This window comes from Paenibacillus sp. cl6col, from assembly GCF_900102125.1.
In the GTDB taxonomy this organism is placed as follows: Bacteria; Bacillota; Bacilli; order Paenibacillales; family Paenibacillaceae; genus Paenibacillus_B; species Paenibacillus_B suaedae.
The window spans coordinates 297,636-314,870 of sequence record NZ_FNAZ01000003.1; the positions used below are offsets into that span (position 1 = coordinate 297,636).

The 17,235-nt window shown below is 48.9% G+C and carries 17 protein-coding genes; all 17 read right to left on the reverse strand.

What is annotated here, in order from left to right; genetic code table 11:
* Window positions 1-134 precede the first annotated feature (134 nt).
* A complete protein-coding gene (locus tag BLS15_RS09330) occupies window positions 135-2,153 on the reverse strand; it encodes a hypothetical protein (protein WP_021256570.1) in 2,019 nt (672 codons plus the stop codon).
* A 132-nt stretch (window positions 2,154-2,285) separates the two neighbouring features.
* Entirely contained in the window at window positions 2,286-2,945 is a 660-nt protein-coding gene (locus BLS15_RS09335) for a ribonuclease HII (protein ID WP_021256571.1), read from the reverse strand.
* Window positions 2,946-3,088: 143 nt separating this feature from the next.
* Complete coding sequence (gene ylqF / locus BLS15_RS09340; RefSeq protein WP_028531209.1) at window positions 3,089-3,967, reverse strand: ribosome biogenesis GTPase YlqF; 879 nt, start codon at window positions 3,965-3,967, stop codon at window positions 3,089-3,091.
* Window positions 3,968-3,999: 32 nt separating this feature from the next.
* Entirely contained in the window at window positions 4,000-4,626 is a 627-nt protein-coding gene (gene lepB / locus BLS15_RS09345) for a signal peptidase I (protein WP_021256573.1), read from the reverse strand.
* A 121-nt stretch (window positions 4,627-4,747) separates the two neighbouring features.
* A complete protein-coding gene (gene rplS, locus BLS15_RS09350) occupies window positions 4,748-5,089 on the reverse strand; it encodes a 50S ribosomal protein L19 (protein ID WP_005551919.1) in 342 nt (113 codons plus the stop codon).
* 140 nt (window positions 5,090-5,229) lie between these two features.
* Complete coding sequence (locus tag BLS15_RS09355; RefSeq protein WP_090511275.1) at window positions 5,230-7,041, reverse strand: hypothetical protein; 1,812 nt, start codon at window positions 7,039-7,041, stop codon at window positions 5,230-5,232.
* 173 nt (window positions 7,042-7,214) lie between these two features.
* A complete protein-coding gene (gene thpR / locus BLS15_RS09360) occupies window positions 7,215-7,796 on the reverse strand; it encodes an RNA 2',3'-cyclic phosphodiesterase (protein ID WP_021256575.1) in 582 nt (193 codons plus the stop codon).
* A gap of 238 nt (window positions 7,797-8,034) precedes the next feature.
* Entirely contained in the window at window positions 8,035-8,835 is an 801-nt protein-coding gene (gene trmD / locus BLS15_RS09365) for a tRNA (guanosine(37)-N1)-methyltransferase TrmD (protein WP_021256576.1), read from the reverse strand.
* 1 nt (window position 8,836) lies between these two features.
* Window positions 8,837-9,355 (reverse strand): ribosome maturation factor RimM, encoded by a 519-nt coding sequence (gene rimM / locus BLS15_RS09370; RefSeq protein WP_028531211.1) that lies wholly within the window; start codon window positions 9,353-9,355, stop codon window positions 8,837-8,839.
* Window positions 9,356-9,509: 154 nt separating this feature from the next.
* Window positions 9,510-9,740, reverse strand: coding sequence for a KH domain-containing protein (locus BLS15_RS09375; RefSeq protein WP_005551913.1), 231 nt, complete (start codon window positions 9,738-9,740; stop codon window positions 9,510-9,512).
* A gap of 23 nt (window positions 9,741-9,763) precedes the next feature.
* Window positions 9,764-10,036: a 30S ribosomal protein S16 gene (rpsP, locus tag BLS15_RS09380; protein ID WP_021256578.1), complete on the reverse strand. Its 273-nt coding sequence runs from the start codon at window positions 10,034-10,036 to the stop codon at window positions 9,764-9,766.
* A 69-nt stretch (window positions 10,037-10,105) separates the two neighbouring features.
* Window positions 10,106-11,488 carry a signal recognition particle protein gene (gene ffh, locus BLS15_RS09385; RefSeq protein WP_021256579.1) on the reverse strand — a complete coding sequence of 461 codons (1,383 nt, stop codon included), beginning with the start codon at window positions 11,486-11,488 and terminating at the stop codon, window positions 10,106-10,108.
* Window positions 11,489-11,507: 19 nt separating this feature from the next.
* Window positions 11,508-11,867: a putative DNA-binding protein gene (locus BLS15_RS09390; RefSeq protein WP_021256580.1), complete on the reverse strand. Its 360-nt coding sequence runs from the start codon at window positions 11,865-11,867 to the stop codon at window positions 11,508-11,510.
* Between the two features lie 153 nt (window positions 11,868-12,020).
* Entirely contained in the window at window positions 12,021-12,656 is a 636-nt protein-coding gene (locus BLS15_RS09395) for a PAQR family membrane homeostasis protein TrhA (RefSeq protein ID WP_028531212.1), read from the reverse strand.
* Between the two features lie 564 nt (window positions 12,657-13,220).
* Entirely contained in the window at window positions 13,221-14,177 is a 957-nt protein-coding gene (locus tag BLS15_RS09400; RefSeq protein ID WP_090511279.1) for a GNAT family N-acetyltransferase, read from the reverse strand.
* Window positions 14,178-14,288: 111 nt separating this feature from the next.
* Window positions 14,289-15,656 carry a (Fe-S)-binding protein gene (locus BLS15_RS09405; RefSeq protein WP_021256584.1) on the reverse strand — a complete coding sequence of 456 codons (1,368 nt, stop codon included), beginning with the start codon at window positions 15,654-15,656 and terminating at the stop codon, window positions 14,289-14,291.
* Window positions 15,653-17,068, reverse strand: a complete 1,416-nt coding sequence (locus BLS15_RS09410; protein ID WP_021256585.1) for an FAD-binding oxidoreductase — start codon at window positions 17,066-17,068, stop codon at window positions 15,653-15,655. Before BLS15_RS09410 ends, BLS15_RS09405 begins: the two co-directional genes overlap by 4 nt.
* Window positions 17,069-17,235 lie beyond the last annotated feature (167 nt).

Consider the following 17,235-nt stretch of genomic DNA (forward strand, 5'->3'; position numbering starts at 1 on the left):
TGCCTTCGCAGACGCATGCGTCTCTTCTCTAACACCGTGACGTGCTTCTTGCTGATTCCAATAACTCGTTCCCGAGTTAGGTGGTGGCTGTACAGGCTCAACGGAAGCTGGTCGAGGGATAGACGGTTTGTTATTCATATCTTCATGTCCACCCCCTTGTAAGGCTTCGCGGCATAATCATCCATGCTGATTTCTGGAGATTGCACTGACCCTGCATCAGAACGCTTCTCAGGAAGCGGTAGTGTTCGGAAAGCGGACAGCTGGTAACCGATTTGCTCCAGTGCTTCTTCCGCTTCATCACGCAACCCATCCATCCATTCACCAAGCCGTTCATCAGCATGATGGATATGCAATGCAACCGCATTATCTACAACTTGAACATCTACGAGCGTACGCCCGAGCACCTTCATATTCAAATCGAACCAGAGTCGGCAATTGCCCGCATCAAGCTCTCCTCGCTTGCTCTGACGGGATTGAATGTGAACGGCCGCAGTTTGCTTGCCTTCCGGCGTTACAAGCGGGACAAACAATGTAATATGGGAGAATGGAGCTTGGCGATCAGACGCGAGCAGCAGCTGTTGGCCGGTGACATGCTGTACAAGCTGTTGGGCTGCCTCACGGAGTGCATGCGGGACTCCATCCGCTTGCAGCAATTGAAGGAGGGCACTCTTCAGCGACTCTCCAACTGCCGCTCCCTGCTGTGTTGCACTGGCTGTCAGGTGGTTCATATCCAGCTGTGCCATCCCTGATACAACTGGTGCCGCTGCCGTCCCTGCCTTCGCTGCTGCCCCGCTAGACATCACTTCTTGAGAAGCTGCACTGCGCCCCGTTCCTCCATTCATAACAGATGCTTTGTCCGCTGCTGCATCATCCGCAGCCAATGCTGAAGCATGCACAGTTGCCGCTGCAGACTGTGCGGGAGTCCCGAATTGCGGTGCTGTGTTTCCACTGCCGCTTCCCATTAGTCCACTACTTCCTGATGCACTTGAGTTGCCTGATGCCGCAGCAGTGCTACCACCGCCGCCAACAGCCGGCTGTCCATTTTCACCCACTGTCTGCTGCGGCTGCTGTGAAGTCAGCTCCATGACTGCAGCTCGATGAGCCTGCTGTTCATGCGACACGCCGAGCAATTGAAGGACTTTACCAATCCATGCACCACTCTGAACCATCGGTTGAGGAGAAGATGATGTTCCAGAAGCTCCAGCAGTCCCTGAAGCACCGTTTCCGCCCAAATTGCCGTTCTGAAGGGAGATAGATCGTACTTGTTCTCCATTTTGGACACCTCTGCCCACAGCTGATGTCGGATCCATACTCGTGCCGCTAGTACTCCTATTAAGTGTCTCAGGCATAGGAGAGGCAGAAGACTGACCACTAGGAGCACTTGTGGCGCCACCATTCGCAATTGCAGCCGCCCCCGCTCCTCCGTTAGCCTGCTGACCTGATGTTTGCAGTCCCTCTGCAAGCAGTGCACGTATGAGTGTTTGTGCCTCGCGCAGCGGTTGTGTCCACAGTGTACCTGCATTGCCAGTATTGGCTCCGCTGCTGCCAAGAGAGCCGCTGCCCAAGACCAGAGACTCATCCCCAGCGCGCATAAATCCTGCAAGCATATCCGTCAGCGGCTTGCCGAACAGTGCTTGCCGCAGACCGCTTAATGTATCTGCTGTGAGCGGCAATTGCCGACGAAGCGCAAGACCTGCTGCTTGCATCCATTCCGATGCTGCCACTCCAGGAGGTTTCGAGGCCATCGCTTGGCTTAGCTTAGCTGCAAGCTCCTTCGTTAGCGGCAAACCAGCCCGCTGTAAATCTTGCAGCAAGCGGCGTGCCCATGCTTCATCCGGCAATCCAGATTGCTTGAGTGCTTCTTCCATTGATGGCAATGTGCCGACAGAAGGGCCCTCCGTCTGTTTCAATATAACCAATCCATCCGACTGCTGCCCCTGTACCTGCATCCACGTCGTTTGCCCTGGCTGCATCGGCGCATCCAGCACTGCACGTACAGGAACACCATTTACTGATACGACGGCCTCGCGCCCGTTTTCAGACACTTCCGTTACAGTCGCACGAACGACCTGACCCGTTTTTAGTTCCAATGAACGCTGCTCGCCGGGTCTCGCCTCCCCAGCCAAACTTCGTACCAATTGTGATATATTCATGTCCATCCCACGTCCTCTGCAAATAGCTATCTTATATATCGGCATAGAGCAGACGAATAATGAGTATTTATCCGCAGCCATCGTTCACTAGAACAGAATAATAGATAATTACTTACCGTTTATCAGATGGTGCTAGAACAGCGTCAACTGCTCCTCTTCAGGAAATAAGGAGGACAAGAAGCTCTTGCGATGCATCGGCGTTGGCCCATGAAGGAGCAGCTGTTCCCGATGCAGCTTCGTTCCATACCCTTTATGAACGGCTATGCCATACTCTGGATAGCGGTCATTCCATTCGCCAATGCATAGACGGTCACGCGTTACCTTAGCGACGATCGAAGCAGCTGCGATCGATTGACTATTGGCATCACCTTTAATAATCGCCTCTTGTGCATATGGCAAATCTATCTTCTCTGCATCGACCAACAGCACTTCAGGCTGAGTCACCAACCCTTCAACTGCTTCTTTCATAGCACGACGAGCTGCCTGCTTAATATTAATCTGATCGATAGTAGCGGCATCTACATGTGCAACTGACCATGCTATCGCTTCTGCTATAATAATGTCATACAGCTCATTCCGCTTCTTCTCCGACAGCTTCTTCGAATCATTGATCCCATCAATAATAAGACCTTGCGGCAATATGACAGCTGCTGCAACAACATCACCAAATAGACAGCCGCGGCCGACCTCATCAATACCTGCAATATGCTGAACGCTGCGTTCCCAATATTCTCGTTCCCAAGCTAATAAGTCAACGGGCTCTGCTGTTGCCTCCTGCTTCTTTCTCCCCATGCGAACATGATCCTCCCCAACCTGTCTTTACTTCACTGCCATATTAGTAACGGCTGTACCTAAAGAAATAGCGCCGTACACCACTCCGGCGTTAACGGCGCTATCCTCATACTCCAAACATCCTACCTATATCTACCGAACAGCTATTTCACCATAAATGAATAAGGCTCTTCGAACGTAAGACGCCCCAACTTGCCAGAGCGCAGCTCTCGCAAAATAATGCCAGATGCCTTCTCTAAGTCGACTCTTCCGCCACCCATTAAGCACCCGCGCTTGCGTCCAATGTCCTCCATCAAACGCACAACTTCATCTGGATTGTCCACATCTATGACTTCGTCCGTCATGCCGAACCGCTCAGACAGTCGATCCCAGTAATGGGATGCAACATATTTCAGCGCGTAAAACGCGATATCTTCCACATTCAATATTTCTTCGCGAATTGCTCCGGTTGTCGCCAATCGGTAACCTACTTCCTGATCCTCGAACTTAGGCCACAAAATCCCTGGTGTATCGAGCAGTTCCATTTCGGAGCCTACACGAATCCATTGCTGACCCTTAGTAACGCCAGGACGATCGCCAGTTGCAGCTACCGATCTACCAGCCAGCTTGTTAATGAGTGTAGACTTCCCTACGTTTGGAATTCCAACAATCAATGCACGTACTGGACGCGGCTTCATTCCCTTTGCAATTTGTTTCTGGAACTTCTCTTCGAGCAACTTGCGCGCTGCCTCAGGAATCTGCGATACATTGCTTCCTGTTGACGCATCGACAGCAATTACAGCGTGACCTTCATTGCGGAAATATTTCATCCACTTCGCCGTTACGTCTGGATCTGCAAGATCGCTTTTGTTCAGAATAATAAGGCGCGGCTTATTGCTGAGTATATCGTTAATCATTGGATTGCGGCTCGACACAGGCAGGCGCGCGTCCAACAGTTCGATCGCTACATCTATCAGTTTTAACTTCTCCTGGATCTGACGTCGCGCTCGCGTCATATGACCCGGAAACCATTGGATTGACATCGCTATCCACCTCCTTGGCAGCCGTAACTCAACTAATGATGTTGAATCAACTTAACATGCGAGATTGGCCAGAAGATGACGTCTGCGCGTCCAATGACATCTTTCAACGGAATAAATCCGAGCATGCGGCTATCGGTACTGTTGCTCCGATGGTCACCCATGACGAAGATATGTCCTTCTGGAACTTTGTTCGGCTGAGTCGAATCACTTGGGAAATTACGGTCATTATATAACATATCATTTTTATGAGCTTGATCTATTGCTTCTTGTATGTACGTCTCTTCTACCTTCTTGCCATTAACGTACAAATCATCACCGCGATATTCGATCGTATCACCGGCAACACCAATTACACGCTTAATTAAATCGCGGTTCTCTTGTGGAACGTGAAATACAACAACTTCTCCTGTCTTAGGCTGTCTGAACTCATACAAGATCTTATTCACGATGAGCCTCTCACCCGTCCAGAAGTTAGGTTCCATCGAAGGACCATCAACTATAAACGGAGCGAACAGCAACCATCTTACGACAACGACAAGGACAACAGCTATCGCAATCGCTTTAATCCATTCCAACAATTCGTTTTTCTTCGGGCTGGCCGGCTTTTCAGCCGTTTCTTCCGGCGTATTCGGTTCCATCAATTGGTCGTTTTGATCCATTCGCTGTGCCCCGCTTTCTCCTAGGATGCGTATTTGAAGTTCACGTCATGCGCATTGCGCACTCCAATCCATACAAATAGCAAAAGGGAGCTTGCAGTCAAGCAAGCCCCCCGGTTGTTCCTTAACGGATTTCTTTGATTCTCGCTGCTTTACCGCGAAGATTGCGAAGATAGTACAGCTTCGCACGACGCACTTTACCACGGCGAGCCACTTCGATTTTATCGATTTTCGGAGTATGAAGCGGGAACGTACGCTCAACACCTACACCGTAGGAAATTTTACGAACAGTAAACGTTTCACTGATTCCGCCACCACGACGCTTAATAACAACACCTTCGAACAACTGGATACGCTCGCGAGATCCCTCGATAACTTTAACATAAACCTTCAAAGTATCGCCGGGACGAAAGCTTGGAATATCCTTGCGAAGCTGTTCTTGCGTAATCGCTTGTACGATATTCATCTAGGACTCCCTCCTTCCACACAGGTGTTCTTGCATCTCAGCATGCCTAGTGCATTCGCCTCATCGTATGCAGAGGACCACCGTATTCCAAACAACGAAATTAATTGTAGCATATGAACGAATAGAACACAAGCGCCTTTTCAAGGCTTGGCTTCTTTCCAATAATCATAGGCATGCACTGCATAACCGGTATAAGAATGGTGATCTGCAAGCATCTCTGGAAGCTTGTCCAACTGCTTCAGCATTTCTTCAGCACCCTTCTCATAAAAAGAAACATGCGCGCCTTCAAAACTCTCCTTCATTTCCACAGTAACTACGAGACGTTTGCCTAACCGATCCGCCATCTGCATCTCCTGCTTCACCACAGCAACAATTCCATTGCTGCCCCCAGCCATATTACGGAACGCCATCAATGTCACATAATCCATACGCCCTATCATCCATTCACTAACCGACAGTTCCGACTTCCCCGGAATAAAGGTTCGATCCAGCCACACTGCGAGATCGACACTCGTCTCAAGCTGAGAATCAGACTTGGTCGATTCGACAAAAAACGCCATATTGTCTACCCACTGTAAAATGACCTCGTCCTTATCACTGCGCCATTGCGGAAGTACATAAGGCTCTACATCCAAATGAATGCCATAGAAGCGCTCTTCAGGCGCGACAGCGCGATTGTAGCGTTTGACATAATCAACGAGCTTCGATATCCGCTGCCGATTCTCTGTTAATGCCCAACCAGGATGTCCACCCATAGCATGCATCTCAATTCCAGCATCATGCGCTTTCTTGACAAATTCACGGTACGCTTCAAACGGTTGCTGAAGATCCAAGCGAACATACAAAAAGTTGATTCCCTTTTCCTTTGCAAATGCAATGATGTCATCAGGCTGATTTATCGCTAACTCTGCTTGCCATACATAGGTTCCAATGATGGTTCCTGTACGATCAATTGGAGGCGGCAGCGGGACAGTAATCTCCCCTGGATTAGGATTCGGATCTGGTTTTGGATCTGGTTTTGGATCTGGAACTGGGTCAGGCTCTGGCCCTGGGGGATCCCCTGGTTCGCCATCTCTCTCCAGCATATGATTCCAATAACGATAATCATGGATGGCAACTCCTGTGAAGGAGGTATGATGCCGCAGCCGCTCCTGAACCTGATTCAACACCGACTCCATTGCCTGCACACCCGCATCATAGAAGGTAGTGTGAGCTTCCTTCATTGGCTTCGTGTTGACCCCAATCCATATCGGTGTCCCGACGCGGTCTGCGATCTCTATTTCATTCTGGACAAGCTCCAAAATTCCGTTCCCGCCTTCTATCTGCTGACGGTACGCCATTAACGTTACATGATCGAAACGGCGAATGATCCATTCCGACAACGATGTCTCTTGTGCATCTGGAACCGTGATCGAGTCAAACCATACCGGCATGTCGACGCTGAGCTCTAAATCGCTGCGGCTCTTGACAGCATTCAGCCAATCGCTCATATTTGCCGTCCAAGAGCGAATGATCGATGGCTGATCATCTCCCCAATCTGGAAGCACGTAGGGCTCAACATCCAAATGCAGCCCCTTGAAACGCTCATCCGCAGCAGAATGCTGATTATAAGCGCTAACCCACTCTGTCAACTTCATCATCTTGTCCCGATATTCACGCAAAGCCCATAAGGGATGCCCTGCCAAGCCATGCACTTCAACTCCTGCTTGACCTGCCTGCTTCAGAAAGCGCCGATATGATGCTTCTGGAATCGTCATATCCATATGCAGATACATTACATTAATGCGATTCTTTTTGGAAAAATCAATCAGTTGCTCCGATTCTGTCTCTATTCTCTCCGCCTGCCATATCCACGTCGCCTTTCGCGTATCATCCGGCTTTGAAAAACCGACCAAAAACATGGTCGTAATCAGAAGCAGCAGCGTTCCGATACGCGAAGCATATCTCTCCACGATATCCCTCCATTCACAATTTATATTGCTTTTTCAACCATTTTCGACATGCTCAAAATGGTGACTCCATTATAAATGTGTAAGATTGGAAAATATACGTGAGGATAGACCTGTTTTTCAAGACGTCGTATTAACGAGGCCTGACCCAATGATTGCAGCACATGTACATTAGACTATCCTTGACCCAGAGTAAAAGTATGCAAACGCTCATACATAGGACTTTGATTCATATGTGTCTGGAACAGCACGATCTCTTCACCCGTCCATTGATTCGGAGGAAGTGGTTCGCTGTTCATGGTGAAGGGCTGACCTTCCCCTCCGCGATACTTGCGGGCCAGCGTAATATGCGGGCGATAAGGGCGTTCCTCCGGTTCGAATCCTAAAGGCGAAGTAGCGGCTGTAACGCTATGGTGCAATTGTCGCAGTTTGTCGATTGCTCCTCCTAGACCAGCCCATAGCACACGTGGGGCTTCTTTTGTCCCAAAGCTTCCCACGCCATCGAATTGCAGATCAATTGGAGCGCCCCCTCTGGACACCTCCTTCAATACATGTACAATCCGCTCAATAACATGCTCATCTACCGCCCCAAGGAATTGGAGCGTAATATGAAGATCCTGCGGGTGTACCCATTTTGCAAATTGCCAGCGCTGCTTCCCTGCTGTGCACCAATCTTCCAATACTTGAACAGCAGACTTCGGCAGTGGCATCGCAATAAACAACCGCAATCCATTCTTACGGATCTCATTTTTACTCATAACTTTGCCTCATTTCATTGGAATTCATGATGTCCCATGTTACATGCGACCTATGAACAATATTGTCCCCATTATTTATTATTTTCGTAAACAACGGTTATGCAATTTGGCTTATACGCGTAACGAATGAATCCAATAAAAAAAGACTGAGATTTTATGTCCATCGTACATAGAATCTCAGTCATTTATGGTGGAGCAGTCTATTCACCAATCCACTCATTGAACCGGTTAGCTCTCATTAAGCGTTGCTTCGCTCGGCATCACTTTTCAAGCGTTGTACTATTTTCAGGTCGTCCTTACTCAGCTCCACATGCTCCAGCAAATCAGGACGCCGTTCCAGCGTCCGCTTCAGAGCCTGTTCGCGTCTCCATATCTCTATATTGGCATGATGGCCACTGATGAGTACATCAGGAACCTTCCAATCGCGGAACTGTGCAGGACGGGTATAATGCGGATATTCAAGCAGTCCTGTACTGAACGAATCCGTTACAGCAGACATCTCATTGCCCAGCACGCCAGGAAGCAGACGAACAACAGAATCAACCACGGTCATTGCGGGCAATTCACCGCCTGTCAATACATAGTCCCCTATAGATAGTTCATCCGTCACCAAGTGCTCACGAATGCGCTCATCATATCCTTCATAATGGCCGCACACGAATATTAAATGGGACTCCTGTGAAAGCTCCTCTGCTTTCTTCTGCGTGAAACGCTCTCCTTGCGGGCACATTAAAATAACGCGTGGTTTCGCAGCTTTATCGTGACTACCCATCGGTTCTGCTATTCTTGAAGCCCTCTCTTCGCCTGCCTTCACCATTAAGTCTTCGACCGCCGCAAAGATCGGCTGCGGTTTTAGCACCATACCACCGCCACCGCCATACGGATAATCGTCAACAGTTTGATGCTTATTATCAGAATAATCGCGGAAGTTGACCGTGTTAATAACAACATGTCCATTCTCACGCGCTTTCCCTAATATACTGGATCCGAATACCCCTTCGCACATCTCTGGGAAAAGGGTCAACACATCGATACGCATATTAAATAAGTCCTTCCATAATATGAACCGTTACGACCTTCTCCTGCACATCAACCGTAAGCACAACGTCATCAATGACCGGAATCAAGATTGATTTTCCTTTCGCAGGCTTCACAACCCAGACATCATTTGCACCTGGAGACAATATCTCATCAATGATCCCAAGCTCTTCGCCTTCGTCTGTCACGACTTTACAACCAATAATCTCATGGTAGTAATATTCATCTTCATCGAGCTCGTCCAGCTGCTCTTCGCTAACTTTCAGCATCCAACCTTTATATTTCTCAACCTCATTGATATTGTCGAATTGCACAAATTTAATGATGTACATATTTTTATGTAAACGCGACCGCTCAACGGTAACGGATACACTGTTATTGGAGTTCGGTTGCTGCAGAACTAACTCGCTCTTTTGAGCGAAGCGTTCCTCCGGGAAATCTGTTGTCGGGATAATTTTCACTTCACCCCGAATGCCGTGCGTATTGACCAATTTGCCGACATTAAACATTCTTTGAGCCATGACTTATCCTCCTGCCGTTGGTAATCACCATTCATTCAATCTATCGTAAATATTCGGAGGCCCAACCTGCGAATATCTTCTTTCTAGTGTAACACATTCAGCCTCATGCATACGAAAAAGGGCTAGGATTTCATCCTAACCCTCTTGCGTGCAATTATGAAATAATGTCCACGGCAACTCGTTTTGGAACTTTAACAGCTGCCGACGTGACGACCGTGCGAAGCGCCTTAGCGATACGACCTTGCTTCCCGATAACCATTCCGACATCGTCAGGATGAACGTGAAGCTCATACACGATGACATGGTCCTTCTCCACGACGTCCACACGGACCTCCTCCGGATGATCGACCAAAGCGCGTGCAATTACTGACACTAACTCTTCCATTCGCGACCCTCCGAACGGTTAGATTATTTCTGGTGTTTCAGTTCATGGAACTTTTTCATTACGCCAGCTTGGCTGAGCAAGTTGCGAACCGTGTCAGATGCTTGAGCACCAGTTTGCAACCATTTCAAAGCTTTTTCCTCGTCGATGTTAACGACTGCTGGTTGAGCTACCGGATTGTAATGACCGATTTCCTCGATAAAACGACCGTCACGCGGGGAACGGGAATCGGATACAACTACACGATAGAATGGTGCTTTATGAGCACCCATGCGTTTCAAACGGATACGTACTGCCACGAAATTCACCTCCTTAACGGAATTCGAATAATCAATCGAGCGAGTATAAAAACTGCGCTCGTCTATGCATTAACGGAAAGGAAATCTCATTCCTTTACCAGCCTTGCCTGCTTTACTCTTCAAGTTCTTCATCATCTTAGGGCCTTTCGGACCCATCATGTCGGAGAACTGTTTCATCATCCGGCGCATCTCATCAAATTGCTTGATAAGACGGTTCACATCAGCCAACTGAGTTCCGCTGCCCGCTGCAATCCTCTTACGACGGCTGTGATTAATTAGATCTGGATCTTGGCGTTCTTCATTCGTCATCGAACGGACAATCGCTTCGATTCGACCCATTTGACGCTCATCCACCTTCAGGTTCGCATTTTGCTTCACCTTATTCATCCCTGGAATCATATCCAGAATCTGATCGATAGGACCGAGCTTCTTTACTTGTTGCATCTGCTCAAGGAAATCATCGAATGTGAAGGCTGCGTTGCGCATCTTCATTTCCATTTCCTTGGCTTTCTCTGTGTCGATGTTCATTTGCGCCTTCTCGATCAAGGAGAGCATGTCCCCCATGCCGAGAATCCGTGATGCCATCCGCTCTGGATGGAACGGTTCAAGCGCGTCCATCTTCTCACCGAGTGTAGCGAATTTGATTGGGCAACCCGTAACTGCCTTAACAGACAAGGCTGCACCACCACGTGTATCGCCATCGAGCTTGGTCAGCACAACACCTGTAAGCTCAAGCTGTTGGTTGAAGCTCTCTGCAACGTTGACCGCATCTTGACCAGTCATCGCGTCAACGACGAGCAGCACTTCATCTGGCTTCGCTGTAGCATGAACTTGCTTCAGCTCTTCCATCAATGCTTCATCGATATGCAGGCGACCTGCAGTATCGATAATGACATAATCAAGGTTATTCTCCTTCGCATGCTCCAATCCGCGACGAGCGATTTCTACCGGACTCACTTGGTCACCAAGTGCAAATACCGGAACCTTAATCTGCTCGCCAACCACTTGAAGCTGCTTAATCGCAGCTGGTCGATAAATATCGGCAGCGACAAGAAGCGGCTTATGATTCTGCTTCTGCAGCATCTTCGCAAGCTTGCCTGAAGTAGTCGTCTTACCAGCACCTTGGAGACCGACCATCATAATGACAGTTGGCGGCTTGTTAGCCTTGGCCAGCTTCGCAGCTGTACCACCCATCAATTCCGTCAATTCCTTATTGACGATGTCGATAATGACCATGCCCGGTGTGAAGCTATTCATCACTTCCTGACCAACGGCCTTCTCTTTCACCTTGCCAATGAATTCCTTAACGACCTTGAAGTTAACATCCGCTTCGAGCAGCGCCAGGCGTACCTCGCGCATCGCTTCGTTGACGTCATCTTCACCAACCTTGCCTTTGCCGCGCAGCTTGCTGAATACATTCTGTAATCGGTTCGTTAATCCTTCAAATGCCATATTATCTCACCCCGTTCCCTTAATCCAACGCCTGCAGTTCACGGACAATCGTCTGCAGTTCCGCGCGCTGCGGGTCGGGTATGCTATCCATATCGTCCATTGCACGTTGCAGCGCCATTACGATCTCTGTCCGACGTTCGAACTTCGACAGCAAGCCGAGCTTGCTCTCATAAGATTCGAGCGTCTGCTCCGCCCGCTTAATATGTTCATACACCGCTTGGCGGCTGATACCGAATTCGGCTGCAATCTCGCCTAGTGAAAAATCATCTTGAAAGTAACATTTCAGGAACGTCTGCTGCTTCTCTGTAAGCAGTGGTTCATAGAAGTCGAACAGCATATTAATTCGGTTCGTCTTAGCCAGTACCTGTTCCTCGTTCATACGGGCCACTCCTTTCGTAAAGGAAAAACACTTTACAGCCCATCGACGTTTCTTATCATACCTAAATCACAACTCCATGTCAAGGGTTGAACCTTAACATGGTGGAATTATTTTTTTGAGACCCAGATCTCAGTGTTTCTTCCTGCCTTCTAACTAGATTACATAGCGGTAGATACATACAAAGTGCAGGACAGAGCCGGCTAATACGAACAGATGCCAAATCGCATGATGATAAGGAAGCCGGTGCCACACAAAGAATGGGATGCCTGCCGTATAGCATACTCCCCCAATCACCAGCAGCATAACACCTTCAAAAGGAATCGCCTGCACCAAGCTGTCCCATACCGTTATCATCAGCCACCCCATAATTGCATAGGCAATCGTAGAGAACCACATATGACGTCCTGTATAGAATGCCTTGTATATAATCCCTGCAATCGCAGTCCCCCATATTAAACCTAGCAGCTGCTGGCTGAACTCATCATGCAGCACGACGAGCAGGAAGGGAGTGTACGTTCCCGCAATAAATAAGTAAATTGCCATATGATCAAGGATCGTAAATCGGTACTTCGATCTCCCCTCCGGCAAGCCGTGCATAATCGTCGAGGTTGTAAACATCATAATCAAGGTAATCCCATATACTGAAGCTCCGATCATATGCGCCGACGTCCCGCGCTCCCACGCGGCACTGATAAGCACGCCTAATGCCCACACACTGAACAATAATCCAACTGCGTGGGTAATTACGCTTGCCCGCTCCTCACTGGATATATTACGGCTCCACTTCATAGTCATCCCTCCCCGCGGCAATCCTAGCTGCCTGCTGTGCATACGCCCATATTTCACGGCGGATCACATTATATGCACATCAGATAGTGTCGGTGAGAAGGAAGGACTTAAGCGAGTTTACCTATTTTATTTGCACTGACTCTTCATAAATCGAATGCTTTCTCTTGTATCATTTAAATACTGAACGGCCGCATCATATGGATTGGACGCCACATAAATGAACAATACGTCAATAATGTGCAGCTGCACAAGCCGCGAAGAAGAAGCTGCCCTGCCTGCTTGGAATTGGCTAGAAATAAAGAGTGAGAAAGGGAGAAGAGCCCGCAAGGATTACGTAATATGTCACATTTATCATCCCATTATAGACAAAAACCCCAGCACGTATGGTTCTGCCGGGGTTCCTTATCGTTGTTCCAAAGACTTACTCAACCTCGTTCTGAGCAAAGTTGATCTAGTGGAGGCTCAAGGATCAAAGATTCTTATCCATATCTTTCAATCCGTCTTCCACGCGTTTCATTGTTCACCGCACTATTATTTGGTTCGTCGTTTGAACTCGCAATTTATTTACAGGGTCTTGCTCATAAGGTCATAGCTCTTCCACGTATGGAATCCAAGCTTCGCATAGAAGTCGACCAGTTCCGTCCAGTCAATGACTAGCTGGCGCATGCCGCGCTGCTGCAATTCAGCGATTCCCGCCTTGACCAGACCAAGACCGTATCCCTTGCCGCGGTACTGATCATCAACACCAAGCGGCCCAATACCGCCAAGCGGCTCTTCGAACAATGGCGCCCAATACGTATTCTGCGCAATCAGCGGAGAATGCTCGTCATTGACCCGGCAGAAGCCGATCATTTCACTGCCTTGGAACAATCCTATGAATTCTCTTCCCTGTCCTCCGCGTTCCCAATAGCATTGTGCCTCATACAGCCATCTGCCCGGAAAGCAGTGACGGAAAAATGTCAACATTTCTTCCTTGTCCTCAGGCGTGAGCAACTTCACGTTCGCTCCATCTGCAAATTCTGGAGTCACGATCAGATCGGTCTCATCTGAGGACAGCATGTCGCTAACCTCATAGAGCTGCTTGAATCCTCTCTTCTCCAGCCATTGACGGTGCATTGACAACGCTTTCGGGAGGCCCGGAACATAATGCCACGGATCACGTCCGATGAATACTTGAGATGCGCCAGCTTCACGCAATGCCTCTTCAGCCCGTCCGAGCAATTCAGAACCTATCCCCTTCCCCCTTGCTTCGGAACGAACGACAAGTGCCTGAATCCAGCCTCCTCCTTCTCCTAGCTTCATCTCGCGCTCTGTTTCCTGCCATTTCTTCGCGATGATAAATCCTAGAAGTCTGCCATCTGAATCTTGGGCGATCCAGGAGCCAGGCAAGTAAACGTTTACATCTCGAAAACTATTTTGTACGAACAGCTGTTGTCTCATTGGGAACAGGTCGCCCAGTTCACGGTTCCACAACTCGCACATCGGCTCCGCCCATGCTTCATTAAGTGGAATGACGTTCACATTTAACCCCTCCTACGATGAAGTCAATCGTCCCCGCCAATTGACTACATGGATGTCTGTTAGTATGTTATTAAAATATAATTACAAGATTATTATAGGTAATCTGAAATATTACTTCAACATCTTTTCCGCAAAATAGTCTACGACGTGCATGACCTTCACTTGCTCGGCTACGCCATCCCGTTCTACGCCTACTTTCATTTGCATTAAGCAGCCCGGGTTGCTTGTCAGGATAATCGAAGCCTGTGTCTCGCGAACAGCATCCATCTTCCGATCAACAATCGAGTTAGCCATGTCTGGCTGTACAATGTTGTAAATACCAGCGGATCCACAGCATACATCCGCGCCTTCCAGCTCTTTGTATCGGATGCCAGGAATGCGGCGAATAAGCTGTCTTGGCCCACTCGAAGCCCGCATAACGTTCCGCAAATGGCAGGAATCCTGATAGGTTACCGTTTCAGATGGTTCGGATGATTCAGCAGTCCCACAGTTGCCTTGCGGCATTACCGGAAGATTGCTCCAACGCTGTGAACGCATAAGCAAATCACTGATATCCTTCACTTGCTTTGCGAATTTCTTAGCCGGCTCCACCCATTCCGACTCTTCTTTCAGCAAATGATCATACTCTACAAGCAACGCTCCACATCCGCCTGCATTTGAGGCAATATAATCAACACCCGCATCACGGAACGCCTCAATATTTTGCTTCGCCAAATCCCTAGCTGTAGCCGTATCACTTCCGCCATGAGCGAACAAAGCTCCACAGCAGCCTTGGGATTCCGGAATGATGACATCATAGCCGGATTCGGTTAGCAATCGGATTGTATTCACATTCGTTTCAGTGAACAAGACGTCCATAATACACCCACGGAATAACCCTACTGTGCCGAGCTTTTCGCCTTTGGCCAGGAAGTGACGGCCACCAGCCCGCTTCACTACACCTTGGCTATCCGCTTCAGGCAGGATGCGCTCCATCATTTGCATCTGTGGAGGAAGCCAGCGCAGCAAGTTCTTCTTCCGTGCAAAACCCTGCAATCCCGAACGCTGATACGTTTGGAGAAGCTTACTCATCCGCAACAGACGATTGTGCTTCATAAATACAGGGCGCGCGATGCGATTCAATCCCTTAACCGCAACCGGCGGCTTATTGTGCGCATGCATGGCTTCTTTCGTCTGCTCAAGCAGCTGACCGTATTTCACATCCGACGGACATACAGGCTCGCAGGCCCTACAGCCCAAGCACAAGTTCATCTGTTTCTGGAAAGATTCATCCGGTTCCATAATGCCATCTGCTACTGCCTTCATGAGTGCAATTCGTCCACGAGGGGAAGCAGCTTCCAATCCAGTCTCTTGATAAGTCGGGCAAGTCGGCTGACAAAATCCACAGCGCATACAGTTCATCAGCTGCTCATAATCGAGCGTCTTCACGAGTTCTTTCTGCAGGGGATTGTTTGTCTTCTCTAGTTGTTGTTGACTCATCGGGAAACCACCAGCCTTTTGCGAGCAGCCTTAGCAAATATCTTGCCTGGATTCATAATTCCATTCGGATCGAACACTTGCTTAATGCCTTTCATCACGTCGATGCCTGTAGGTCCAACCTTCCATTCAAGATATGGAGCCTTTACCGTTCCAACTCCGTGCTCACCGGTAATCGTGCCGCCCAAGCGAATCGCTTCCTCGAAAATGTCCGCGAACGCTTGCTCAACACGGTGAATCTCATCCTCATTCCGCGCATCTGTCGGACAGGTCGGATGAAGATTGCCGTCTCCTGCATGCCCGAACGTACAAATATTCACCCCATATTGCTCTGCAATACGATTGATGGCCAGTACCATTTCCGCAATCTTCGAGCGCGGTACGGTCGCATCCTCTAAAATTGTCGTTGGACGAATACGAGCCAATGTGGACAATGCGCTGCGGCGTGCCTTCATCAGCTGTTCAGCCTCAATTTCATCCTTCGCAGTCTGAACGCGATCTGCACCTTCCTCACTGCATATCTTCGCAATCGCTTCCATATCGCGCATGACAACGTTCTCATCTTGACCGTCCTGTTCAATAAGCAGAACTGCCTGCATGTCTGTTGGAAGCCCGATATGATTATACTCCTCAACTACGCGAATCGTCGGCTGATCCATGAATTCAAGTGTTGCTGGGATGATGCCTGCGCCTACAATACGTGACACGCTGCGGGCAGCAGCATAAATATCTTTATAGGATACGAGCATTGTCTTGCGGATACCCGGTGCGGGCAGCAGCTTAACCGTTGCCTCTGTAATCAACGCAAGCGTTCCTTCGGAGCCTACTAACAGTTTCGTTAAATCGTAGCCTGCTACATCCTTGTACAACTTGCCTCCCGTGCGGATCACTTCGCCATTCGGCAGTACCGCCTCGAGTGCAATCACATAATCCTTCGTCGTGCCGTATTTCAAACCGCGCAGGCCGCCGGCCCCTTCCATGATATTGCCGCCCAAGGTTGAGATAGACATGCTGCTTGGATCAGGCGGATAGAACAGTCCACGCTTCTCCACTTCCCGATGGAACGTCTTCGTATTCAAGCCAGGCTGGAAGGTTGCTGTAAGGTTCTCGGTGTCCATTTCAATGAGCTTATTCATACGAGTCATGGCTACGACGATTCCCCCTGCTACAGGGACAGTTCCGCCGCACAGGTTGCTTGCAGCGCCCCTAGGAACAATGGGAATACGGTATTCGTTCGCAGTGCGCAAGATCTCCTGCACATCTGCTGTCGATTCCGGATATACAACAGCATCAGGCAGAGACTGCATCATCGGTGTAGCATCATAAGAATGCGTGACCAAGCTCTCCTTATCATCGCGATACCGCTCTGGCCCAAGCAGCTTGAGCAGTAGCTCGCGTGCTTCAATCGTTATCATGAATGAACTCCTCCTTGGTGTCTTGGATCCAAGTCAACATCTGAAGTGAACGATTCAACACTCTCCTCCACATCTGCTGAATTGTTCAGGTCATCTGATGACTTTTGGCATATTATAACGTATGATTGAGACAAATGTCACTCGATTTCGAAAAATAATTTTATAAT

Coding starts and splice junctions, on each gene's coding strand:
- BLS15_RS09330 (WP_021256570.1), bottom strand. CDS start 2,153: ATGAATATATCACAATTGGTACGAAGTTTGGCTGGGGAGGCGAGACCC.
- BLS15_RS09335 (WP_021256571.1), bottom strand. CDS start 2,945: ATGGGGAGAAAGAAGCAGGAGGCAACAGCAGAGCCCGTTGACTTATTA.
- ylqF (WP_028531209.1), bottom strand. CDS start 3,967: ATGTCAATCCAATGGTTTCCGGGTCATATGACGCGAGCGCGACGTCAG.
- lepB (WP_021256573.1), bottom strand. CDS start 4,626: ATGGATCAAAACGACCAATTGATGGAACCGAATACGCCGGAAGAAACG.
- rplS (WP_005551919.1), bottom strand. CDS start 5,089: ATGAATATCGTACAAGCGATTACGCAAGAACAGCTTCGCAAGGATATT.
- thpR (WP_021256575.1), bottom strand. CDS start 7,796: ATGAGTAAAAATGAGATCCGTAAGAATGGATTGCGGTTGTTTATTGCG.
- trmD (WP_021256576.1), bottom strand. CDS start 8,835: ATGCGTATCGATGTGTTGACCCTTTTCCCAGAGATGTGCGAAGGGGTA.
- rimM (WP_028531211.1), bottom strand. CDS start 9,355: ATGGCTCAAAGAATGTTTAATGTCGGCAAATTGGTCAATACGCACGGC.
- BLS15_RS09375 (WP_005551913.1), bottom strand. CDS start 9,740: ATGGAAGAGTTAGTGTCAGTAATTGCACGCGCTTTGGTCGATCATCCG.
- ffh (WP_021256579.1), bottom strand. CDS start 11,488: ATGGCATTTGAAGGATTAACGAACCGATTACAGAATGTATTCAGCAAG.
- BLS15_RS09390 (WP_021256580.1), bottom strand. CDS start 11,867: ATGAACGAGGAACAGGTACTGGCTAAGACGAACCGAATTAATATGCTG.
- BLS15_RS09395 (WP_028531212.1), bottom strand. CDS start 12,656: ATGAAGTGGAGCCGTAATATATCCAGTGAGGAGCGGGCAAGCGTAATT.
- BLS15_RS09405 (WP_021256584.1), bottom strand. CDS start 15,656: ATGAGTCAACAACAACTAGAGAAGACAAACAATCCCCTGCAGAAAGAA.
- BLS15_RS09410 (WP_021256585.1), bottom strand. CDS start 17,068: ATGATAACGATTGAAGCACGCGAGCTACTGCTCAAGCTGCTTGGGCCA.